General features: G+C 63.2%; 20 protein-coding genes. 9 read left to right on the forward strand and 11 right to left on the reverse strand.

Annotation, left to right across the window (positions count from 1 at the left end; translation table 11 throughout):
* Positions 1-3: 3 nt before the first annotated feature.
* From AC066Y_RS13910 to AC066Y_RS13920, 3 genes are all read right to left on the reverse strand, one after another.
* The gene (locus tag AC066Y_RS13910; protein ID WP_478274363.1) at positions 4-444 is read right to left on the reverse strand and encodes an SgcJ/EcaC family oxidoreductase; all 441 of its coding nucleotides are present in this window, start codon (positions 442-444) and stop codon (positions 4-6) included.
* Between the two features lie 107 nt (positions 445-551).
* Positions 552-1,274: a molybdate ABC transporter substrate-binding protein gene (modA, locus tag AC066Y_RS13915; protein ID WP_478274364.1), complete on the reverse strand. Its 723-nt coding sequence runs from the start codon at positions 1,272-1,274 to the stop codon at positions 552-554.
* A gap of 441 nt (positions 1,275-1,715) precedes the next feature.
* Complete coding sequence (locus tag AC066Y_RS13920; RefSeq protein ID WP_478274365.1) at positions 1,716-2,303, reverse strand: YybH family protein; 588 nt, start codon at positions 2,301-2,303, stop codon at positions 1,716-1,718.
* Positions 2,304-2,444: 141 nt separating this feature from the next.
* On the opposite strand from AC066Y_RS13920, the gene AC066Y_RS13925 reads away from it, so the two are divergent.
* A complete protein-coding gene (locus AC066Y_RS13925) occupies positions 2,445-3,305 on the forward strand; it encodes a LysR family transcriptional regulator (RefSeq protein ID WP_478274366.1) in 861 nt (286 codons plus the stop codon).
* 455 nt (positions 3,306-3,760) lie between these two features.
* On the opposite strand, the gene AC066Y_RS13930 is transcribed toward AC066Y_RS13925, so the two are convergent.
* Together AC066Y_RS13930 and AC066Y_RS13935 are read right to left on the reverse strand one after the other, a co-directional pair.
* Positions 3,761-4,186: a universal stress protein gene (locus tag AC066Y_RS13930; protein WP_021077991.1), complete on the reverse strand. Its 426-nt coding sequence runs from the start codon at positions 4,184-4,186 to the stop codon at positions 3,761-3,763.
* A 157-nt stretch (positions 4,187-4,343) separates the two neighbouring features.
* The gene (locus AC066Y_RS13935) at positions 4,344-4,886 is read right to left on the reverse strand and encodes a SixA phosphatase family protein (RefSeq protein ID WP_478274367.1); all 543 of its coding nucleotides are present in this window, start codon (positions 4,884-4,886) and stop codon (positions 4,344-4,346) included.
* A 95-nt stretch (positions 4,887-4,981) separates the two neighbouring features.
* Here AC066Y_RS13935 and AC066Y_RS13940 point away from each other — a divergent pair, with 95 nt between their 5' ends.
* From AC066Y_RS13940 to AC066Y_RS13960, 5 genes are all read left to right on the forward strand, one after another.
* Positions 4,982-6,475 (forward strand): NAD(P)/FAD-dependent oxidoreductase, encoded by a 1,494-nt coding sequence (locus AC066Y_RS13940; protein ID WP_478274368.1) that lies wholly within the window; start codon positions 4,982-4,984, stop codon positions 6,473-6,475.
* A gap of 87 nt (positions 6,476-6,562) precedes the next feature.
* Positions 6,563-7,063 (forward strand): peptide-methionine (R)-S-oxide reductase MsrB, encoded by a 501-nt coding sequence (gene msrB, locus AC066Y_RS13945; RefSeq protein WP_092115436.1) that lies wholly within the window; start codon positions 6,563-6,565, stop codon positions 7,061-7,063.
* Between the two features lie 260 nt (positions 7,064-7,323).
* Complete coding sequence (locus AC066Y_RS13950) at positions 7,324-9,159, forward strand: flagellar hook-basal body complex protein (RefSeq protein ID WP_229172109.1); 1,836 nt, start codon at positions 7,324-7,326, stop codon at positions 9,157-9,159.
* A gap of 46 nt (positions 9,160-9,205) precedes the next feature.
* Positions 9,206-11,083 (forward strand): flagellar hook-associated protein FlgK, encoded by a 1,878-nt coding sequence (gene flgK / locus AC066Y_RS13955; RefSeq protein WP_478274369.1) that lies wholly within the window; start codon positions 9,206-9,208, stop codon positions 11,081-11,083.
* 7 nt (positions 11,084-11,090) lie between these two features.
* On the forward strand, positions 11,091-12,971 hold the full coding sequence (locus AC066Y_RS13960; RefSeq protein ID WP_478274370.1) for a flagellar protein: 1,881 nt from the start codon (positions 11,091-11,093) through the stop codon (positions 12,969-12,971).
* Between the two features lie 131 nt (positions 12,972-13,102).
* Here AC066Y_RS13960 and flbT read toward each other — a convergent pair whose 3' ends face one another.
* Together flbT and AC066Y_RS13970 are read right to left on the reverse strand one after the other, a co-directional pair.
* On the reverse strand, positions 13,103-13,534 hold the full coding sequence (gene flbT / locus AC066Y_RS13965; protein ID WP_176530212.1) for a flagellar biosynthesis repressor FlbT: 432 nt from the start codon (positions 13,532-13,534) through the stop codon (positions 13,103-13,105).
* A 229-nt stretch (positions 13,535-13,763) separates the two neighbouring features.
* Positions 13,764-13,916, reverse strand: a complete 153-nt coding sequence (locus AC066Y_RS13970) for a hypothetical protein (RefSeq protein WP_478274371.1) — start codon at positions 13,914-13,916, stop codon at positions 13,764-13,766.
* Between AC066Y_RS13970 and AC066Y_RS13975 the strand changes: the two genes are divergently transcribed.
* The 3 genes from AC066Y_RS13975 to AC066Y_RS13985 all read left to right on the forward strand — a co-directional run bounded on the left by AC066Y_RS13975 (position 13,903) and on the right by AC066Y_RS13985 (position 16,035).
* Positions 13,903-15,072 carry a flagellin N-terminal helical domain-containing protein gene (locus AC066Y_RS13975; RefSeq protein ID WP_478274372.1) on the forward strand — a complete coding sequence of 390 codons (1,170 nt, stop codon included), beginning with the start codon at positions 13,903-13,905 and terminating at the stop codon, positions 15,070-15,072. The genes AC066Y_RS13970 and AC066Y_RS13975 overlap by 14 nt on opposite strands.
* Positions 15,073-15,278: 206 nt before the next feature.
* A complete protein-coding gene (gene flaF, locus AC066Y_RS13980; RefSeq protein ID WP_456654885.1) occupies positions 15,279-15,644 on the forward strand; it encodes a flagellar biosynthesis regulator FlaF in 366 nt (121 codons plus the stop codon).
* Positions 15,645-15,672: 28 nt separating this feature from the next.
* Entirely contained in the window at positions 15,673-16,035 is a 363-nt protein-coding gene (locus AC066Y_RS13985) for a hypothetical protein (RefSeq protein WP_478274373.1), read from the forward strand.
* 17 nt (positions 16,036-16,052) lie between these two features.
* Here the strand turns inward: AC066Y_RS13985 and AC066Y_RS13990 are convergent, their stop codons facing one another.
* The 4 genes from AC066Y_RS13990 to AC066Y_RS14005 form a co-directional block, all read right to left on the reverse strand.
* Positions 16,053-16,439, reverse strand: a complete 387-nt coding sequence (locus tag AC066Y_RS13990; protein WP_456722098.1) for a hypothetical protein — start codon at positions 16,437-16,439, stop codon at positions 16,053-16,055.
* A 160-nt stretch (positions 16,440-16,599) separates the two neighbouring features.
* A complete protein-coding gene (locus AC066Y_RS13995) occupies positions 16,600-17,097 on the reverse strand; it encodes a hypothetical protein (RefSeq protein ID WP_176530215.1) in 498 nt (165 codons plus the stop codon).
* Between the two features lie 23 nt (positions 17,098-17,120).
* Positions 17,121-17,477 (reverse strand): flagellar assembly peptidoglycan hydrolase FlgJ, encoded by a 357-nt coding sequence (flgJ, locus tag AC066Y_RS14000; RefSeq protein ID WP_176530216.1) that lies wholly within the window; start codon positions 17,475-17,477, stop codon positions 17,121-17,123.
* The gene (locus tag AC066Y_RS14005; RefSeq protein WP_478274374.1) at positions 17,477-18,601 is read right to left on the reverse strand and encodes a flagellar basal body P-ring protein FlgI; all 1,125 of its coding nucleotides are present in this window, start codon (positions 18,599-18,601) and stop codon (positions 17,477-17,479) included. Before AC066Y_RS14005 ends, flgJ begins: the two co-directional genes overlap by 1 nt.
* Positions 18,602-18,737 lie beyond the last annotated feature (136 nt).

The raw sequence follows: 18,737 nt of genomic DNA on the forward strand, positions 1-18,737 counted from the left end.
ACTTCACTTCGGCATTGCCGACCGATGGAAATGCACGATCAACCATTCCTGACCACGTTTCGCGATTACAAATGTAACGCGTCCTGGGCTGCTAAAGGGTTTCCCATCCAACACTCCCGTCGACTCGTTTAACCCTGTGACGAGGACGGCGTTGTCGGCCAGCACCATCACGTCCGTGGAACTGATAGGTGCCGCGCGGGGCCTGCGCGTGAGGAGTGCTTTCTCGAAGTATTTGCGGATCGCCTGCGTGTCGGTTACGACGGTCTTGCTTCCGGTGCCTATGAAGAGCGCATCCGGCGCGTAGAGCTTTACAATGCCGTCAACATCTGAAGCTGCGAAAGCTTCCGTCCAATTCTCAAGAACCGAAAGCGCGTCTTCCTTTGGGCCGGCAATTGCCGCCGTTGAGAATCCACAGAACGCCACCACGAAAAGAATTGCACGCATTTATTGCTCCTTTGAACAACACCATCAGGTGATGGTATGGTGGCCTTCCCGTTAGCTTCCTCTTCGTTGGCAACGCCATTGGCACGTCCGCTTCGTCGTACAACCTATCACCGCGGCTCGAATCCATTGTCAGTCAAGGCCTGCTTGACCGCGGGCGACTTCAGGAAAGTGATAAGGTCCTTGGCGGCGTCAACTTGCTTGCTATCGGTGACGATCCCCGCCACATACAACGAATAATTCTGAACCTCGGCCGGCAGAGCGACGGACTCGATACCGGCGACCAGGCTCGAATCGCTGGCCACACCGATGCCAAGTTCGGTCAGGCCTTTCGCCACCGCCTCTGCAACCTCGGTGCCGGATGGTTCCAACCGACTTTTCGCATTTACTTCCTCTGAAATCCCCAAGCGATTCATCAAGCCGATCGTATAGAGGCTGGCGCCGCCGCCGCGGGCGGGATCGCCAACGGCGATCGACTTTGCCGCCAGCAGTGCACGCTTAAGTGCATCCGCTGAGCTAACGTCGGGTTTGGCGGCTCCTTTCTTGACGAAGATGGTAAAGCCAACCTGAGCGATTTCCACGCGGCTCCCCGCAAGCAGCTTGCCTTGCTTCTGTAATTCTTCGTTTTGTTTGCCAGAGACGATCGCCACGTCGACGACCTCGCCCTTGATAACGCGCTCGGTGATCACACCGAGCGGCGCGTAGCCAGCCGTGACGTTGTCGCCCGACGATTTCTCGAATTGTGGTAGCAATTTGGGGAACAGGACCCGAAAGGAGGCCGGGCCGAGCAGCTTAATCTCGGCTGCATGTGCGGGGGATGGCGTCGCCGCCATTAACAGCGAACTGCAAAATGCTGCACTTATGACAACCGCAAAAGTCGAACCAACAGAATGTCTGAACACCGCGTCATTCCTTTTGTAGAGCGGTTAGCCCTCGGGTGGCTTTGTGCGAGCCCGACAGTGCTGACAATCAAAAATTACGTCTTCGGATTTTCGCCATTTTGTCGGCAGCTAACAGGGAAATGGCCCCGCCTCTTTTGTGTTAGATGCCGTTCACTAGCTGCGCTACTTGGCCAAATAGCAAGGAGTTGTTTCACCCGGCGATGTCCGACTGGGGTCAAACTGAGACCTTGCACGGGCGGGTCGGCACTTCCGGTCTTCGTTCGAAAGCGGACATCGTCACGGCCATCCGGCATGTCTCAAGAGGGCCAGAAGCGATCATCGCGCGATTTCCGGCCCAATTGGCGCGAATAATTTGAGGCGAGTGCCGGCCCGTTAGTGGGTTTTCGCCGCTGCGGATCGTATTGCGCTTTGATAGTCACCGAGAAGTTTGGAATCTTCGATTGATCCGTGATGATGCATCTGCCGCCAGCGGCCATCTATCAGTTGATAGATGCGAGTGGTGCGAATGTTGAGATCTTTTACGACATCACCCTCACGATAGGTACCGCGTTCACGTCCAACGGCCCAAAATACATCGCCCGCGCGGTGTATGGTGTAGTCCCAAAATACAACGTGAACGTCCGCCGGACTCTTGAAGACTCCCTCATACATCACGTGTGGCTGATCTGCTCCCCGACGAATGCCTCCGAGAGGATTATCGATCGCGACCTCATCGGAACGGGCAAAGTTTTCGTCGATCATCTTGAGATTACGGGTATTGAAGCCGCGGTAGAATTGAGCCAATGCCTGTTGGGGTTGGCTCAGGTCTCCCAGATCTTCGTCACCTGTGATGGGATCTTGCACTGGTTTTTGCCCTCCGGATTCGGCGGCACTGAGAGGCGCCGAAAACAATGCCAGGTTGGCTGCCAGGCCGAATATGGCCGGGGTGAGTAGGGTCCCTTTGTATGGAATAGCCGACATAGCTCTCTCCTGCGTGGGTCTTTTCCGATACTTTCCAGAGATTTCCATTTCCGGCCGGTCGCTGCGACGGAGCGCCCCACCGAACCTACAGCCGACAAAAATGCTGCTGGAGCGACAAGTTTGCTGTATTAAACTGCAAAAATGCAGGACTTGGATTGGAATGACCTGCGTTACATTTTGTTGCTGTCGCGCACGGGCCGCATTGCTGGCGCGGCGCGCGAGCTTGGGGTTAATGAGACCACGGTGGCCCGGCGAATTGCGCGCCTTGAGCGGCTGCTGGGCGTCCGCTTGTTCGAGCGCAATGCAGGTCATCTGACGCCGACCGACAGAGGGCACATCGTCATCAGTCGGGCCGAGCGCATCGAACTCGATGTCGAGTCTGTCAAGGACAGCGTAAGGAATGCGGACAGACTCGAGGTCGGCAAGGTTCGCGTGACGGCTGTGCCGCTGGTGCTAAATCATATTCTGATTCCGGCGTTGGCAGCCTTTCTCCAATCGCATCCGGGGTTGCAGATCGAACTGGTTGCCGACCCTCGCAATCTCAGTGTCACAAACCGGGAAGCCGATATCGCACTGCGTATGACCCGGCCCGAAAGCGAGCATCGCGTGATAGCTCGACGCGTCGGCACCTTCGAATTTGCGGTGTATGCCGCGTCAACGCAGCAGCGCGGCTTGCCATGGATTACCTATGATGCCTACTGGTCTAACTTGCCGCAGGCACGCTGGATGGCGGAAGCGATAGCCTCCGATCCGACCTCGGAAACGTTTGTCACCGTCAACGACTCGGAGTTGGCCTTCAATGCCGTCCGAGCCGGCCTTGGCCGGTCGCTGCTTCCATGCCGTGTTGCGGATGGCTTTCCTGGACTTTCGCGTTTAAGCGGCGCAAAACCGATTCTCTCCCGTGAAATGTGGATGATCGTCCATCCTGACCTTAAGCATCTGGCGCGGGTCAGGGCGGTTATATCGTGGATCGAGCAGATCATGTCGGAGCGGCCGATCTAGTCGCATGTCAGGTAACTGTTCCTCGGGCGGCTATTGGACCAGTTCTGCCTTGGGTCAAACTCGGAAGTCGGAGGGCGTAACCGTGACGTCCGCCTAAACCTCGTCATCGGACTTTCGATAGCCAGCGCGGCACTTCCGAAAAGGGCCAAAAGGCGACGTCGGCCACTGAAAGCTTGTCGCCATTTTCCCGATCGGGGCTCGAGCTACTCTTGAGGTTGGATTAAGGCAGGGTGAGACCAGGCTGCGGCCGCGAATAGCGCGCGTTCTCTCTCCTGCCTGCGACGTGTGGGGCGAGGGGATGCGGGGCGCAATTTCGGAATATTAGAAGAATATCCCTGAGTTGCCCGACGTGTCAAGCGCCTGGTCGAACGCCGGCAGCCGCCGGCTCCTTTGCATGGGGTTGTTTTCGATATTTTGGCAGCGCCGCCGGCGACGGCCCCATCACTCGTCCCGCCTTAGTGCCGCACCACGAGCACCGAGCATTTGGCGTAGCGCACCACGTGCCCGGCGTTTGAGCCGAGGAAATAGGTGCGCATCGCCGGGCGGTGTGAGGTCATCACGATCAGGTCGGCCTTCATGGTCGCGGCCTCTTCGAGGATCTCGTGATAGATGCCGCCCTGGCGGACCACGCCCGAGATGCGCCCGGGCGCGATGCCGGATTCGCGCGCGACGATCGCGAGCGCTTCTTCCGATGTTTCACGCTGCTGGCTGTCGAAATCCGCCGGAACATATTCGGCGAGCATCACCGGTGTCATCGGCAATACGTTGAGCAGACGCACCGCTCCGTTCCAGGTTTGCGACAATGTTGCAGCGGTTGCGATCGCCGGCTTCGCCAGATCGGTATCGGCGAGGTCGATCGGCACGAGTATGGACTTGTACATCTGCGCCTCCTGTCCGCGATTGGTCTGGAGCCGTTTGGTCCCTGTCCCGGGACGCGCGCCTTCTTTTTCTTCGGATAGCTTGTCGTGTCGCCGCGAACCGGTCCCCCTGTCGCGCCGCGATCAATATAGCATGGCAGAGCGGCGCTGTCCGCTTGCGTCAGCCGCGCGAGGCCTGCTTCAACAGTTTAGGGCTAACGAACAGGATGAGCTTGCCGCGCCGGAAGGAGACGTCGTTCCAGTCGTCGGTCGCGAAGTCGAAGACGGCGAGCCCGGAGGTCGGCAGATTGTCGCCGAGCGCGCGCTTGGCGGCCTCCTCGCCGCTGCCGGTCAGGGTCAGCGCGAGCTCGTGCATGCCGGGATTATGGCCGATCAGCATCAGCCGCTTCGGGTCGGTGACGGAGGCCATCCGGATCGCGGTGAGTAGATGCGCTGGATCGGCACCGTAGAGTTCCGGCACGAATTCGACTTTCGGCGCACGTCCGGCGCCCTTCAGCGCCTCGCGCACGATCTCCCAGGTCTGCGTGGTGCGGACCGCCGGCGACACCAGCGCCAGATCGGGCAGGGGTGGATGGCGGGCGATCCAGCCGCCGATCTCCGCCGCATCGCGGTGGCCGCGCTCGTCGAGACGACGGTCCTGGTCCTGCCCCGAAGGCGCGTCGGTTTCGGTCTTGGCGTGACGCAGCAGCAGCAAACGGCGCATGGACTTCCATCTCGATTCGGTCTGGTCGAATTAAATTCTACAGGCGCATGCCCTGGACAAGGTGACAAGCGCCGCAGCGGTTCGTAAGAAACGACATGAGCGAGACTTCCACAAGTGCGGTAGGCGGCCCCGACGAGGCGGCCTCGCCGTTCCGCGACCGTCTGGCGTTCGACCTCGACGTCGACATTTGCGTGGTCGGGGCGGGGCTGGCCGGCCTGACCGTGGCACGCGAGGCGGCGCGGCTTGGGGCCAGCGTCGCCGTGCTCGAGGGCCGCCAGGTCGGCTGGAACGCCTCCGGCCACCATCTCGGCACCGTGATGCCGGGTTTCGGCCTGCCGATATCAGATGTGATCGAGCGCGTCGGCCTCGATGATGCCCGCGAATTGTGGGCGCTCTCGAAAGAGGGCGCCGATTATGTTCGCGCCACCGCCACCGAGGAGCTGATCCCGGGCATCAGGGCGAGCGACGGCGCGCTGGAAGTCTCCAATGTGGATATCGGCGAAGCGCTGATCAGCCGCCTGCAGACGCTGGGCGAGGAATTTGCCACCGAAGTCGAAGGCTGGCAGGTCGATCGCGTGCGCAGCGTGCTCAGGACCGGGCGCTATTTCCACGGCATCTATTATCCGAAGGCATTCCAGATCGACGGCCGCAAATATGTGCACGGTCTCGCCGCGCTGGCGATGCGGGCGGGCGTGCGGATATTCGAGGAGACGCCGGTCGTCAGCATCGATTTCTCGGGCATCCGCAAGCGCATCGTGACGCCGACGGCGCGACTGCGCGCCAACCACATTGTCCTCGCCGGCAACATCCATCTCGGCGCGCCGCTGAAGCGCTTGTCCGATACGCTGCTGCCGGTGTGGCGCTACGCGGCGTTGACCGAACCGCTCGGAGAACGGCTGGCGGAGGCGATCGCCTTCTCCGGCTCGGTCGTCGACAGCGACGGCATCGACCATTTCCGTATCGTCGATGGCGATCGCCTGTTGTGGGCCAGTCCCGAAACCACCTGGGCCGCGCGGCCGAAGCGGTTCGGCCCGGCGGTGCAGCGGCGTATCGCCACGGTGTTTCCTCAGCTCGGCAAGGTCCCGATCGCCGACACGTTCGGTGGCGCGGTCGGCGTCACCGTGCATGGCATGCCGCAGATCGGGCAGTTGCGCAGGGGCCTGTGGGTGGCCAGCGGCCTCGGCCGGCAGGGGCTCAACACCTCGGCACTCGCGGGCCAGTTGATCGCGCGCAGCATCCTGTGGGGCGACGACCGCTGGCGGCTGTTTTCGCCGTTCGAGCTGGTCTGGGCCGGCGGCACCACCGGCCGCGTCGCCGGTCATTTCATCAGCCTGTGGGCGAGGGGCGCCGCGTCTGCGGCGGGCGTGCTGGCGCGCTGCCGCGAGGGTGCACGTGCGAAGGAGCGCCGCCGCGAGGCGCGGCTGGCCGAGGCCAATCTCAAGGCGGGAACCCGGGGGCCGCCGCCCCGCCGCCCGCCGCCGTCGGCCGCGCGGCCGGTGTCGCCGCCCGCGCCGCGGCAGGCTGAGGACGGTGAGCCATATGCCCATCCCTCGCAAGAAAGTGAGCGGATTTCGGACGGGCGGATGTAACGTCCGGCGGCGGGGTTCGTATTTGGTGACGAGCCAGTTTGCCAGTCTTGTTTCGCCAGCTTTGGCCGCCCGCATCGGAGATGATTGATGATCGATCGCCGCATCCTGCTTGCTTCCGTCGCCGGCCTGTTCGGCCTTGCCGCCTTCCGCTGGCTGCGCGCCTCGCCGGCGCAGGCCGCCGAGAAATTCGAGATCGAGAAGACCGACGCCGAATGGCGCGCGCAGCTGACTCCGCAGCAATACGAGATCCTGCGCCAGGAGGGCACCGAACGGCCCGGATCGAGCCCGCTGCTCAAGGAGCACCGCAAGGGCACTTTCGCCTGCGCCGGCTGCGACCTGCCGCTGTTCTCGTCCGAGACCAAATATGAGAGCGGCACCGGCTGGCCGAGCTTCTGGAAGCCGCTGGACAATGCGATCGGTACCACGTCGGACCGCACCTTCGGCATGCTGCGCACCGAGGTGCATTGCCGCCGCTGCGGCGGCCATCTCGGCCATGTCTTCGACGACGGCCCGAAGCCGACCGGGCTGCGCTATTGCATGGACGGTTTTGCGCTGGTGTTTCACCCGGCCGCCCCCTCGGCGACCTGACGCCTGCAGCGTTTTCGAACGAAGGGTTCGCATCAAGAAAGCGCGTCAAGCCAAGACGGAGGAGCGCGGTCAGAACTGCGCTCTGTCCCGGCAATTGTTGCCTGCCCGGCAATTGTGCCCCGGTTAAACGGCCGGGGCTTTTTTTTCAAGCGCATGATTTTGTTACGTTTCGTTTCGTGGCACGACCTTTGCGACATGCTCCGCCGATGCGGCCATTCCTGTGATTGCCAGCCGCCGGGAATCGAATTGGAGAACATGTCATGGGTATCTTCGGCGCTCTCACGACGGCTGTCGGTGGCTTGCGCGCAGGATCGTACGCGCTCGAGAACATCTCCGGCAACATCGCCAACTCGCAGACCACGGCGTTCAAGCGCATCGATACCTCCTTTCTCGACCTCGTCCCGCAGACCGCGCTGACCGCGCAGCTCGCCGGCGGCGTCACGGCGCAGTCGCGCTCGACCAACTCGGTGCAGGGCGACGTACAGTCGGCGTCGGTCGCGACCTTCATGGCGATCAACGGCAACGGCTTCTTCGCGGTGCAGAAGCCCGGCGGCTTCACCGACGGCTCGCCGGTGTTCGACGGCGTCGACCGCTACACCCGCCGCGGCGATTTCCAGCTCAACAAGGACGGCTATCTCGTCAACGGCGCCGGCTATTATCTCGAGGGCGTCCCGATCGACCCGACCACCGGCAACCCCTCGGGCTCATCGCCGCAAACGCTGCGCTTCAAGAACGACTTCCTGCCGGCGCAGCAGACCACCAAGATCGATTATCGCGCCAACCTCGCGTCCTATCCCTTGACCACCGCGCACGACACCTCGGTGCCGGGCTCCGAGCTGATCCGGCCGGGCGCGTTCAGCGCCGGACATAACCCGCTGGTGCTGGGCACGCCGGCCGCGCCGTATACCGATTCATCGGTCACCGGCACCGCGCAGAACAACAAGGCGACGCCGTCGGTCGCCAATACCGCCGCGACCCTGCTTTCGGGTGCCGCGGGCAGCGATTCGATCAATGCCAGCTTCAGCGCCGGCTCGGCCGGCCCCCCGGTCGTGCCCGCCGATACGATCACGGTCAACGGTACCGTCATCACCTTCGTGGCTTCGGGTGCGACCGGCAACCAGCTCAACGTCACCGATAGCATCGGGACGCTGCTTGCGAAGATCGACTCGATTACCGGTACCGCGACGCCATCGACGATCAGCGGCGGCAAGATCACCCTGCATTCCGGCACGTCGGCCGACCTCAACGTGACGAGCTCGAACTCGACCGCGCTCGCGGCGCTCGGCTTCACCGGTTCGGCGGTTGCGACCCGCGGCGGCGGCGGCACCGTGGGCACCGGCCAGGTCGTCGGCAACGACAACTCGACCTTCCTGAACGAATCCGTTTCGGGCGGCGCCGTCACGGCCTACGACGTGTCGGGTGCGCCGGTGAACCTGCAATTCCGCTGGGCCAAGACCGACAGCTCCTCGCTGGGCTCCGGACATACCGATAGCTGGAACCTGTTCTATCAGGTCAATCCCAACGCGACCGGCACGCAGGTCTCCTGGCAGAACGCCAACATCAACTTCACCTTCGCGTCGAACGGCCAGATGTCGCCGGCGATCTCCTCGGTCGCGCTCAACAATGCCGTCGTCAACGGCGTGTCGCTCGGCAGTCCCGTGATCAATTTCGGCTCCGGCGGCGTGACCCAGTTCGCGGACGCCAACGGCAACGTCCAGGTCAACCAGATCCAGCAGGACGGCTTCCCGGCCGGCCAGCTGCAGTCGGTCAGCGTCTCGACCAACGGCCGCATCGTCGGCAACTACACCAACGGCCGCAACATCGACCTTGCCGAAATCTCGGTGGCGACCTTCAACGGCACCAACTTCCTGAAGCGCATCGACGGCGGTGCGTTCGAGGCGACGGACGAGTCCGGTGGCGCGCTGTTCGGCAAGGGCGGTAGCACCATCGTCGGTTCATCGCTCGAGAGCTCGAACACCGATATCGCCGACGAGTTCACCAAGCTGATCGTGACCCAGCAGGCCTATTCGGCCAACACCAAGGTGATCACGACGACCAATTCGATGGTGCAGGACCTCCTGAACGTCGTCCGCTGATCGCATCAGACATGCGCGTGTGAAGCAGTAAAGGCGAGTACACATCATGGGTTTGAGCCAAGCCCTTTCCACCGCGATGTCGGGCCTGCGCGCCACGCAGGCCTCGCTCTCGCTCGTGTCGTCGAACGTCGCCAACGCGGAGACGCCGGGCTACGTCAGGAAGACGCTGAACCAGGATACCGGCACCACCGGCCAGTTCGGGTCGAGCGTTCTCATCACCGGCGTCAACCGCCAGCTCGACGAATTCCTGCAGACCCAGCTTCGCACCGAGACGTCGGGCGCGTCCTACGCCGACGTCCGCTCGAGCTTCCTTGCCAATCTACAGGGCGTCTACGGCAATCCCGACTCCACCGGCACGATCGAGGACGCCTACAACAAGTTCCTGACCGCGGTGCAGGGCTTGTCGACCAGCCCGGACTCGCAGTCGGCCCGGATCGGCGTCGTCAATGCCGCGCAATCGATGGCGCAGCAGCTCAACGCGACCTCGCAGGGCATCCAGACGCTGCGCGCCAACGCCGAGGCTGGCATCAGCGACTCCGTCAGCACGGCCAACAATGCGATGCAGCAGATCGCGCGACTCAATGTCCAGCTGCAGGCCACTGGCGGCACGGCCGATGCCTCGACCGCGGCATTGCTCGATCAGCGCGATCGTTACGTTACCCAGCTTTCGCAGCTGATGGACATCCGCACCGTCACCAACAGCCAGAACCAGGTGACAGTGTTCACCAATTCCGGCGTGCAATTGGTCGGCACCGAAGCGGCGACGCTCAGCTTCAACGCCCAGGGCACGATGACGCCCAACACGCAATACAATACCGACCCGACCAAGAGCACCGTCGGCACCATCACCATCAATTTCCCGCATGGCGGCACCTATGACATGGTGTCGACCAACTCGATCCGGTCAGGCAAGATCGCCGCCTATCTCGAGCTGCGCGACAACACGCTGGCGCAGGCCCAGACGCAGATCGACCAGTTCGCCGCCGCGATGTCGAGCGCGCTGTCGGACAAGACGACGGCGGGCACCGCGGCGACGGCGGGGGCTCAGTCCGGCTTCGACCTCGACCTCTCGGGGCTGCAGAGCGGCAACACCATCCACGTCTCCTACAAGGACAATACCACCGGCATCACGCACAATCTGTCGATCGTCCGCGTCGACGATCCGAGCGTGCTGCCGCTCAGCAACACCGCAACCGTCGATCCGAACGACGAGGTGCTGGGCGTGGATTTCTCCGGCGGCATGAGCTCGGTGCTGTCGCAACTCAACGGCGCGCTCGGCGGAACCGGTCTGCAATTCTCCAATCCCTCCGGGTCGACGCTGCGCGTGCTTGACGACGGCGCCGCCAACAAGGCCGATGTGACCGCGGCGTCGGTCACGTCGACCGTTTCGTCGCTGACGTCGGGCAATCCGCAGCTTCCGCTGTTCACCGACAATGGCGGACTCTACACCGGCGCGATCACCGCGAACGGCTCGCAGTCGACCGGCCTTGCCGCACGCATCAGCGTCAACACCGCCCTGGTCGGCGACCCCTCGCGCATGGTCGTGTACGCGACCAATCCACAGACGCCGGCTGGCGATACCACGCGCGCCAACCTCATTCTGAACCAGTTGTCGAACGCGTCATACAGCTATTCGCCGAAGACCGGCCTCGGCACGTCAGGCGCACCGTTCACCGGCACGCTGTTGAACTTTGCCAAGCAGTTCATCAGCCAGCAGGGCGAATCGGCGACGGCGGCCAAGCAACTGGCCGACGGTCAGGACGTCGTGCTCAATACGCTGCAGAGCAAGATGGACTCGACCTCCGGCGTCAACATGGACGAGGAGATGGCGCATCTGCTGTCGCTGCAGAACGCCTATTCCGCCAATGCGCGCGTGATGTCGTCGATCAAGCAGATGTACGACGCGCTGCTGCAGCTTACGTGAGGGTAACATGTCGATTGACGGCGTAAGCGGCAGAACTTCCTATATCGGCACCACGATCCTCAACCTGCGCAGTCAGCTCAATGACCTGACGACGCAGCTTGCGACCGGCAAGGTATCGACGACCTATGCAGGGCAGGGGCTCGATCGCGGCTTTGCGCTCAGCCTGCGCGCGCAGATCAGCGGCATCAACGCGTTCTCGGACACGGCCACCAACCTCAACACCCGCCTCGGTGTCGCCAACCTCACCCTGCAGGGGCTGTCCGACGTCGGGAGCCAGGTGAAGAACGCCGCGACGACCGCGACGCTGACGCTCAACAACAGCGGGCAGACGTCGGGCCAGATCACGGCGCAGGCCGCGTTCTCCAATGCGGTCGCGATGCTGAACAGCCAGTCGGGCGACCGCTATCTGTTCTCCGGCCGTGCCATGGATACGCCGGCCACGGTGTCGGCCGACACCATGTTGAAGGGCACGGCAACCCAGGCCGGCCTCACCCAGCTCATCAACGAGCGCAAGCAGGCCGATCAGGGCACCAATTTGATGGGACGCCTGAGCGTCTCGTCGCCGCCGGCGACCACGACGGTGACCAGCGTTGCCGAGGACGGCTCGCCGTTCGGCCTGAAACTGCTGTCGGTGCAGTCGTCGTTGACCGGCGCCACCGTGACGCAGCCGGCCGGCACGCCGAAGTCCACCTCGGTCGATCTCGGCGCCGTCAATCCCAAGGATGGCGACAAGATCAAGTTCAACTTCACGCTGCCCGACGGCACCACCGATGCGATCGAGCTCACGGCGACGACCACGAACCCGCCGCCGGCCGGCTCGTTCCTGATCGGTGCCGACACCACGGCGACGACGGCCAACCTTCAATCGACGCTGACCTCGTCGATCAAGACGCTGAGCGACACGTCGCTGGTGGCGGCCTCCGCGGTCGCGGCCTCCAACAACTTCTTCAATCCGGTCGCGACCGTCGCGGGCGCCGCCGTCAACAACCAGAATACGCCGCCGGCGCCGATCAGCGGCGCCACCGCCCTTTCGGGCGCGGCGGGCACCGACTCGCTGTCGACGAGTTTCGCGGCCGGCGACACCATCACGGTCAACGGCACCCCGATTACCTTCGTTGCCTCGGGCGCCACCGGCAACCAGGTCAACGTCACCGACAGCGTGCAGACGCTGATGGCCAAGATCGACCAGATCAGCGGCACCAAGAACCCGTCGACCATCAGCAATGGTGCGATCACGCTTCACGGCGCCGATGGCGCGAGCCTCTCGATCTCGAGCTCCAACACGGCCGCACTTGGCGCGCTCGGCATCGCCAACAACACGACCGCAACCCCGGCGCCGCTCCGGGTAGGGGGACCGCCATTCGATACCGCGACCAACCTGGTCGCCGGCACGCCGGATAACACCGTGTACTGGTACACCGGCGAGAACGGCCCGGGATCGGCGCGCGGCACCGCCGTCGCGCAGGTCGATCAGTCGATCACCGTGCAGTATGGCGCGCGTGCCAACGAGCAGGCCTTCCGCTACCTGCTGCAGAACGTCGCGGTGTACGCGGCGGTGACCACCAACGCCAGCAACCCGAATGCAAGCGCGCAGGTGACGGCGCTCGCGCAGCGCGTCAGCGGGAATCTTGCGCCGCAGAACGGCCAGCAGCAGATCCAGGACGTGCAGGCCGAGTTCGCCGGCGCGCAGACGGCGACCAAGGCGGCCACCGATCGTCAGACCCAGCTCAAGGCCATGGCGGAAACGATGCTCGACTCGGTCGAGGGCGTCAATCAGGACGAGGTCGCGACCAAGATCCTGGCGCTACAGACCAGCCTGCAGGCCTCGTACCAGACCACGTCGATGCTGTATCAGACCACGCTGTTGAAATATCTGCCGATCGCCTGATCGCTTGCCCCTCATCTCCAGCCAGCAAAAAGGCCTCCCGCGCGGGGGCCTTTTCGTTCAGGCGAGGCTAGAGCGTTTTCAGGCGAAGTGGATGCCGGTTCGCGTGAAGAAAACGCGTCAAGCAGCAAGCTCTACGCGCTCTTGCGGGTATCGTCCTGATTGCCGTTCTGCTGACCGCGTGCGGTTTCCAGCAGCTTCTCCTCATGCGCGATCAGCTTCTTGGATTCCTTCAACGCGTGATAGAGATCGCCGTTGAGGATGAAGTTGTTGACGCTCTCGATGAACGGCCAGGCGCTGGGCATCGCGGTGATGATGTCGCGCACCAGGCTGAAATAGGTCGGGTGGTGCGCCATCGGGTCCGGCGACAGATACATCAGCTGCACGGCGAGATAGATCAGCTTCGCCGGCGTGTCCGCGGTCTCCGGCGTCAGGATGTCCTTCTCGCGCAGGATCGGGATGCGGTCGCCGTCGATCAAGAGGCGGGCACGCTGCTCGGTGTTGGTGATCACGCAATTGCCGACGATGATGCGCTCGTTCGGTTTGAGTTCGACCTTCAGGGCCATGACCGTTCTCCTTTGCCGGGCAGTCGCGCGATATCGTTGCGGCGGAACGAAGTTGAGTTCGGCACTGCTTAGCAGCCGCCGTTGCGGCCCGGGGCCGATGCGACAGCGATCCTTTCCCATGATGGTTAACGCTTGGTGAACAAGGCGGCGACGCGAGTTGCGACCCTCGGCCGAAATCGGCAATCGTCTCAGTAGTTTTCACGGCGAACTTCGCCCAGTGGCGACAATTTTATTCTTCGGCATTTGTCTCAAATGCCGTGCTGGAGATTTCTTTTTCCTTGGCGGCTTGACCGCAGGATCGGCCATCCGCCCGGTCAGAAAGGATTGGCGCGGTTTTTTCCTCAGTTTCACACCAGAAAGGTATGAAAATGTCCGGTATCATTCTCTCCTCCTCCGTTCGTCAGAACCTCCTCTCCCTCCAGTCCACCGCCGATCTGCTCTCCACCACGCAGAACCGTCTTGCCACCGGCAAGAAGGTCAATACGGCGCTCGACAACCCGACCAACTTCTTCACCGCACAGTCGCTCGACAACCGCGCCAGCGACATCAACAACCTGCTCGACGGCATCGGCAACGGTGTGCAGGTGCTGCAGGCTGCCAACACCGGCATCACCTCGCTGCAGAAGCTGGTCGATACCGCGAAGTCGATTGCCAACCAGGTGCTGCAGAGCCCGACTGGCTACACCAGCAGGTCGCAGGTCAGCTCCACCGCGGCGCTCGGCGGCACGGCAGCCAACCTCGTCGACGGCACCACGATCAAGAGCGGCGACGTGCTGGCGATCGCGGCCTCGGCCGGTCAGCCCGCCTTCAGCTTCACCTTCGGGGCCAGCAGCTCGCTGGCGCAGCTGAATACGTCGCTGGCGGCCAGCAACCTGACGGCGAGCCTCGACAGCTCCAACAAGCTCGTCATCACCACGACCAACGACGCGGCGTCCTCGACGATCGGTGCGGTGACCTTCACCAACACCGGCGGCGGCACCGCGACGTTCGGCGCAGCCGGCACGGCGCCGGTTGCCGATCCGGCGTCGCAGTCGGCGCGCGCCGCTTTGGTCACTCAGTACAACAACACCATCGCGCAGATCACGACCACCGCGCAGGACGCCTCGTTCAACGGTATCAACCTGTTGAACGGCGACAACCTGAAGCTGACCTTCAACGAGACCGGCAAGTCCACGCTCGCCATCAGCGGCGTCACCTTCAATGCCACCGGCCTCGGCCTGAACACGCTGACCGCGGGCACCGACTTCCTCGACAACAACTCGGCGAACAAGGTGCTGACGGCGCTGGGCTCGGCGAGCTCCTCGTTGCGCAGCGAAGCCTCGACGCTGGGTTCGAACCTGTCGATCGTGCAGATCCGCCAGGACTTCTCGAAGAACCTGATCAACGTGCTGCAGACCGGTTCGTCCAACCTGACGCTGGCCGACACCAACGAGGAAGCGGCCAACAGCCAGGCGCTGTCGACCCGCCAGTCGATCGCGGTCTCGGCATTGGCGCTGGCCAACCAGAGCCAGCAGAGCGTGCTGCAGCTGCTCCGCTAAGCACGCCGACAAGTGGTTCAAGAGCGGCGGGGGAAACCCCGCCGTTTTTCTTTGTCTCCGGGATATTACGGTATCTTTCCGTGCCGTCAGAACGGCGCATCTCGTAACGCCTGCTAACCATATTTAAAGGCGCCGGATGCATAAATATCGGGCGCTAGAATTGCGTCTCCGCGGCCCGAGAAATCCGCATCCCATCGAGGTCATTAATGTCGAATGCAGCCCAGGCCTACGCCCGTACGTCAACGACGACGGCCTCCCCACGTGAAATCGAAGCGCAGGCGCTGTTGAAGGCCGCGCGGCAGCTGCAGGAAGTCCAGGCGAACTGGAATGGGCTCGACAAGGCGCTCGATCACGCATTGCTGTTCAATCGCCGCCTGTGGTCGATCTTCCTCAGCGCGGCAGAGGGCGCCGACAATCCGCAGCCGCTCGAGGTGCGTCAGAACATCGCGAACATCAGCGTGTTCGTGATGAAGCAGACCATCGACATCCAGATGAATCCGGACCCGGCGAAGCTGAAGTCGCTGATCGAAATAAACTGCAACATCGCCGCCGGCCTTTCGGGCCGCGGCTGATCGGCCGGTTCACAACGGAGCTCTCGGCATGGCCGACGTGTTGAGCATCCTGTCCGCGAACTACAAGGCCGCCGGCCTGACGGTTCCGTCGAAGACGCCCTATGTGGCGGTCGATCCGAAGCTCTATGAGGGCAGCTGGAGCGGCAAGTACGCCAACAACAAGTCGTTCAACATCTCGGTGTCGAACGTCGATGGCTTCCGCGCCAAGGTCCATTATCAGAGCGACGCCACCAGCAAGTATCAGGACGTCCTGGTCAAGGACGGCTCGTTCCGGATCGGCGATACCAAGTTTTCGCTGGTGCAGCAGGGGACGGCATTGATCGCCAATGTCGTCACCGATCCGGCCACCGGATCGACCTATCTCGACAAGGCCTATGCCACACAGAAGTGAGGGCCCAGTCGCTTGCGTTACGCGCGGCGGTCGGTTGCGCGCGCCCGCGTCGGCGCGTCCTTGCTGAGATCGAGCGCGTGGAAATAGGCGCGGCGGCGCAATACGGCTTCTTCCGGAAACTGTCTCACCACGAGATTCGTGCGATTATCGACCACCTGGTAGACCACGGCGCGCGCGTCGCGGTCGATGATGACCTGGTCGGTGACGGACGGTGCCTGATTTGAGAGCGACGCATTGACGGTGTTGGGGTCGATCGTGACGCGCACGCTCGGCTCCGGAGCGGTGACGCTCTGGCTCGCGGGCAATTCGGTCTTCACCGCCTTCTGCGCCGTATCACTCACAGGAGTGATCATCGGCGCTGCAACCGGTGCCCCCACCGGCTTGATGTTGAAATCTGTACTCATGGCAGCCTCGTAGTGCACAGGCACTAGTTTGCTTGAGTCAAATCCCAACCCCTCACGATCCGCAACTCTACGGGGAACCTCTCAACAGGCTGTTAGGGAACACGCTGAATGCCACGCTGCCGTAGCCGCGTCGAATTGAGCTAAATTGTCGGCGTGCGCGTCAGAGCGTGCGGCTGACGGCGATCGGTGTCATGTTGCGCGGGCCCGGCGTGGCGCGCTGACCGTTCGCGGTATAGGTGTTCGGGATGTTGCGGCGCTGCACCTCGGCATTGACGCCGCGCACGATGCCTTCGGAGACCGCGTGTGCGGTTGCAAGCACCGTCAGGTTGACCTGCAGCATCGCGCGGAACGTCTCGTGATGACGCCGTAGCGTGGCGAGCAGTTCGGGGTCGGTCTGCGACAGCATCTTCTGCATCGATTTGAGGTGCTCCACCGCGAGCATGTAGCGCCGCGATAGCTCCGACTTCTGCGCCTCGAGCCGCATGGCCTCGCGGATCTTGCCGGCGCGGACGAACTCGGTCTCCTGCTCGACGACGGTGAGCAGCGCGCTCATCACTTCGGTCAGTTCGTTGGCGAGACGCGCGACATCGGGGGGCGTCGTCGTCGCGGGCCGCGCCGCGGGGGCGGCCGGCCGATGCTGCTGTGGACGCTGATTCATCGCGCTGCTCCTTGAGAACCGAATTAGCTCTTGTTCGCCTGCTGCAGGATCAGCGAGCGGAACACTTCGTTGGAAATGCCGACGCCGCCGGCCTTGGCGAAGTTCTTCGAATATTCGTCGGTCAGCATCGACCGCCACGCGCCGGTGCCGACCGTGTCGCCGTAGGGGCCTTCACCCTTCAGGCCGGTGGTCATCTGCGAGAACATCGTATTGAGGAACATCGATTCGAAGTCGGTCGCGGTCGCCTTCGCCTTGGTGAGTTGCTGCGGCGTGACCTTCTTCATCGCGTCCTGCAGCACGGGATCAGGGCGGCCGTTGAACATCGGCATCAACGCCTTGTTCGGCATGCTGCCGGTGGTGCTGTTGATCAGGCTTCCCATCAGATCACCTCGATGTCGGCTTCGATCGCGCCGGCGGCCTTGATCGCCTGCAGGATGCTGATGAGGTCGCGCGGTCCGATGCCGAGGCCGTTGAGGCCGTCGACGAGCTGCTGCAGCGAGACGCCGTCCTTGACCACTGCGAACTTCTTGCCGTCCTCGCTGACGCCGACGTTGGTGCGCGGTGTCACGACCGTTCGGCCGCGCGACAGCGGATTGGGCTGGCTGACCTGCGGGCTCTCGGAGATCGAGACGGTGAGATTGCCTTGCGCCACCGCGACGGTCGCGACGCGGACGTCGCGGCCCATCACGATGACGCCGGAGCGTTCGTCGATCACGATCTTCGCCGCGAGGTCGGGATCGACCTGCAACTGCTCGATCTCGGTCAGGAAGGCGACGACGTTGCCCTTGAATTCCGACGGGATCGAGAGCTGCACGGTGGAGGGATCGATCGGTTCGGCGGTCTTGACGCCGAGGTAATCGTTGACGGCCGCGGCAATCCGCTTGGCGGTGGTGAAGTCGGCGTTTCGCAGCGCCAGCCGCACATTGGGTAGCCGGTTGAGCGCGAACTCGATCTCGCGCTCGATGATGGCGCCGTTGGCGATACGGCCCACGGTCGGCACGCCACGGACGACACTCGCGGCGGCGCCTTCGGCCGCGAAGCCGGCGACCGCGACCGATCCCTGTGCCACCGCATAGACATTGCCGTCGGCGCCGAGCAGGGGGGTGACGAGCAGGGTGCCGCCCTGCAGGTTCTTGGAATCGCCGAGCGCGGAGACGGTGACGTCCATGCGCGTGCCCTGGGTACCGAACGCCGGCAAATTGCCGGTCACCATCACGGCGGCGACGTTGCCGGTGCGGATGGTGGCGCCGCGGATGTTGACGCCCATGCGCTCGAGCATCGCCTGCAGCGACTGCTTGGTGAAGGGGATGTTGTTCAGCGTGTCGCCGGTGCCGTTGAGGCCGACGACGAGGCCGTAGCCGATCAACTGGTTCTGGCGCACGCCCTCGATGTTGGCGAGATCCTTGATCCGCGACGTCGCGGCCGCGGGCATGGCGGACGCCGCCAGCGCCAGCAGCGCGGCGCAGGCCAACCCGAATAAGCTTACGATGCGGATGCCGGGCATCCAATGCTCCCTCGAACTTCAACGCGCAGATCGCGCGACACTCCCATGACGGCGATCCGCCATTAACCATGCGAGCCTCGTGCCACGCGGTTTTGTCGGAGCAGTATGTTGATATCTTTATCGAAATTGTCGGGTC

Source organism: Bradyrhizobium sp. USDA3010 (genome assembly GCF_056429065.1).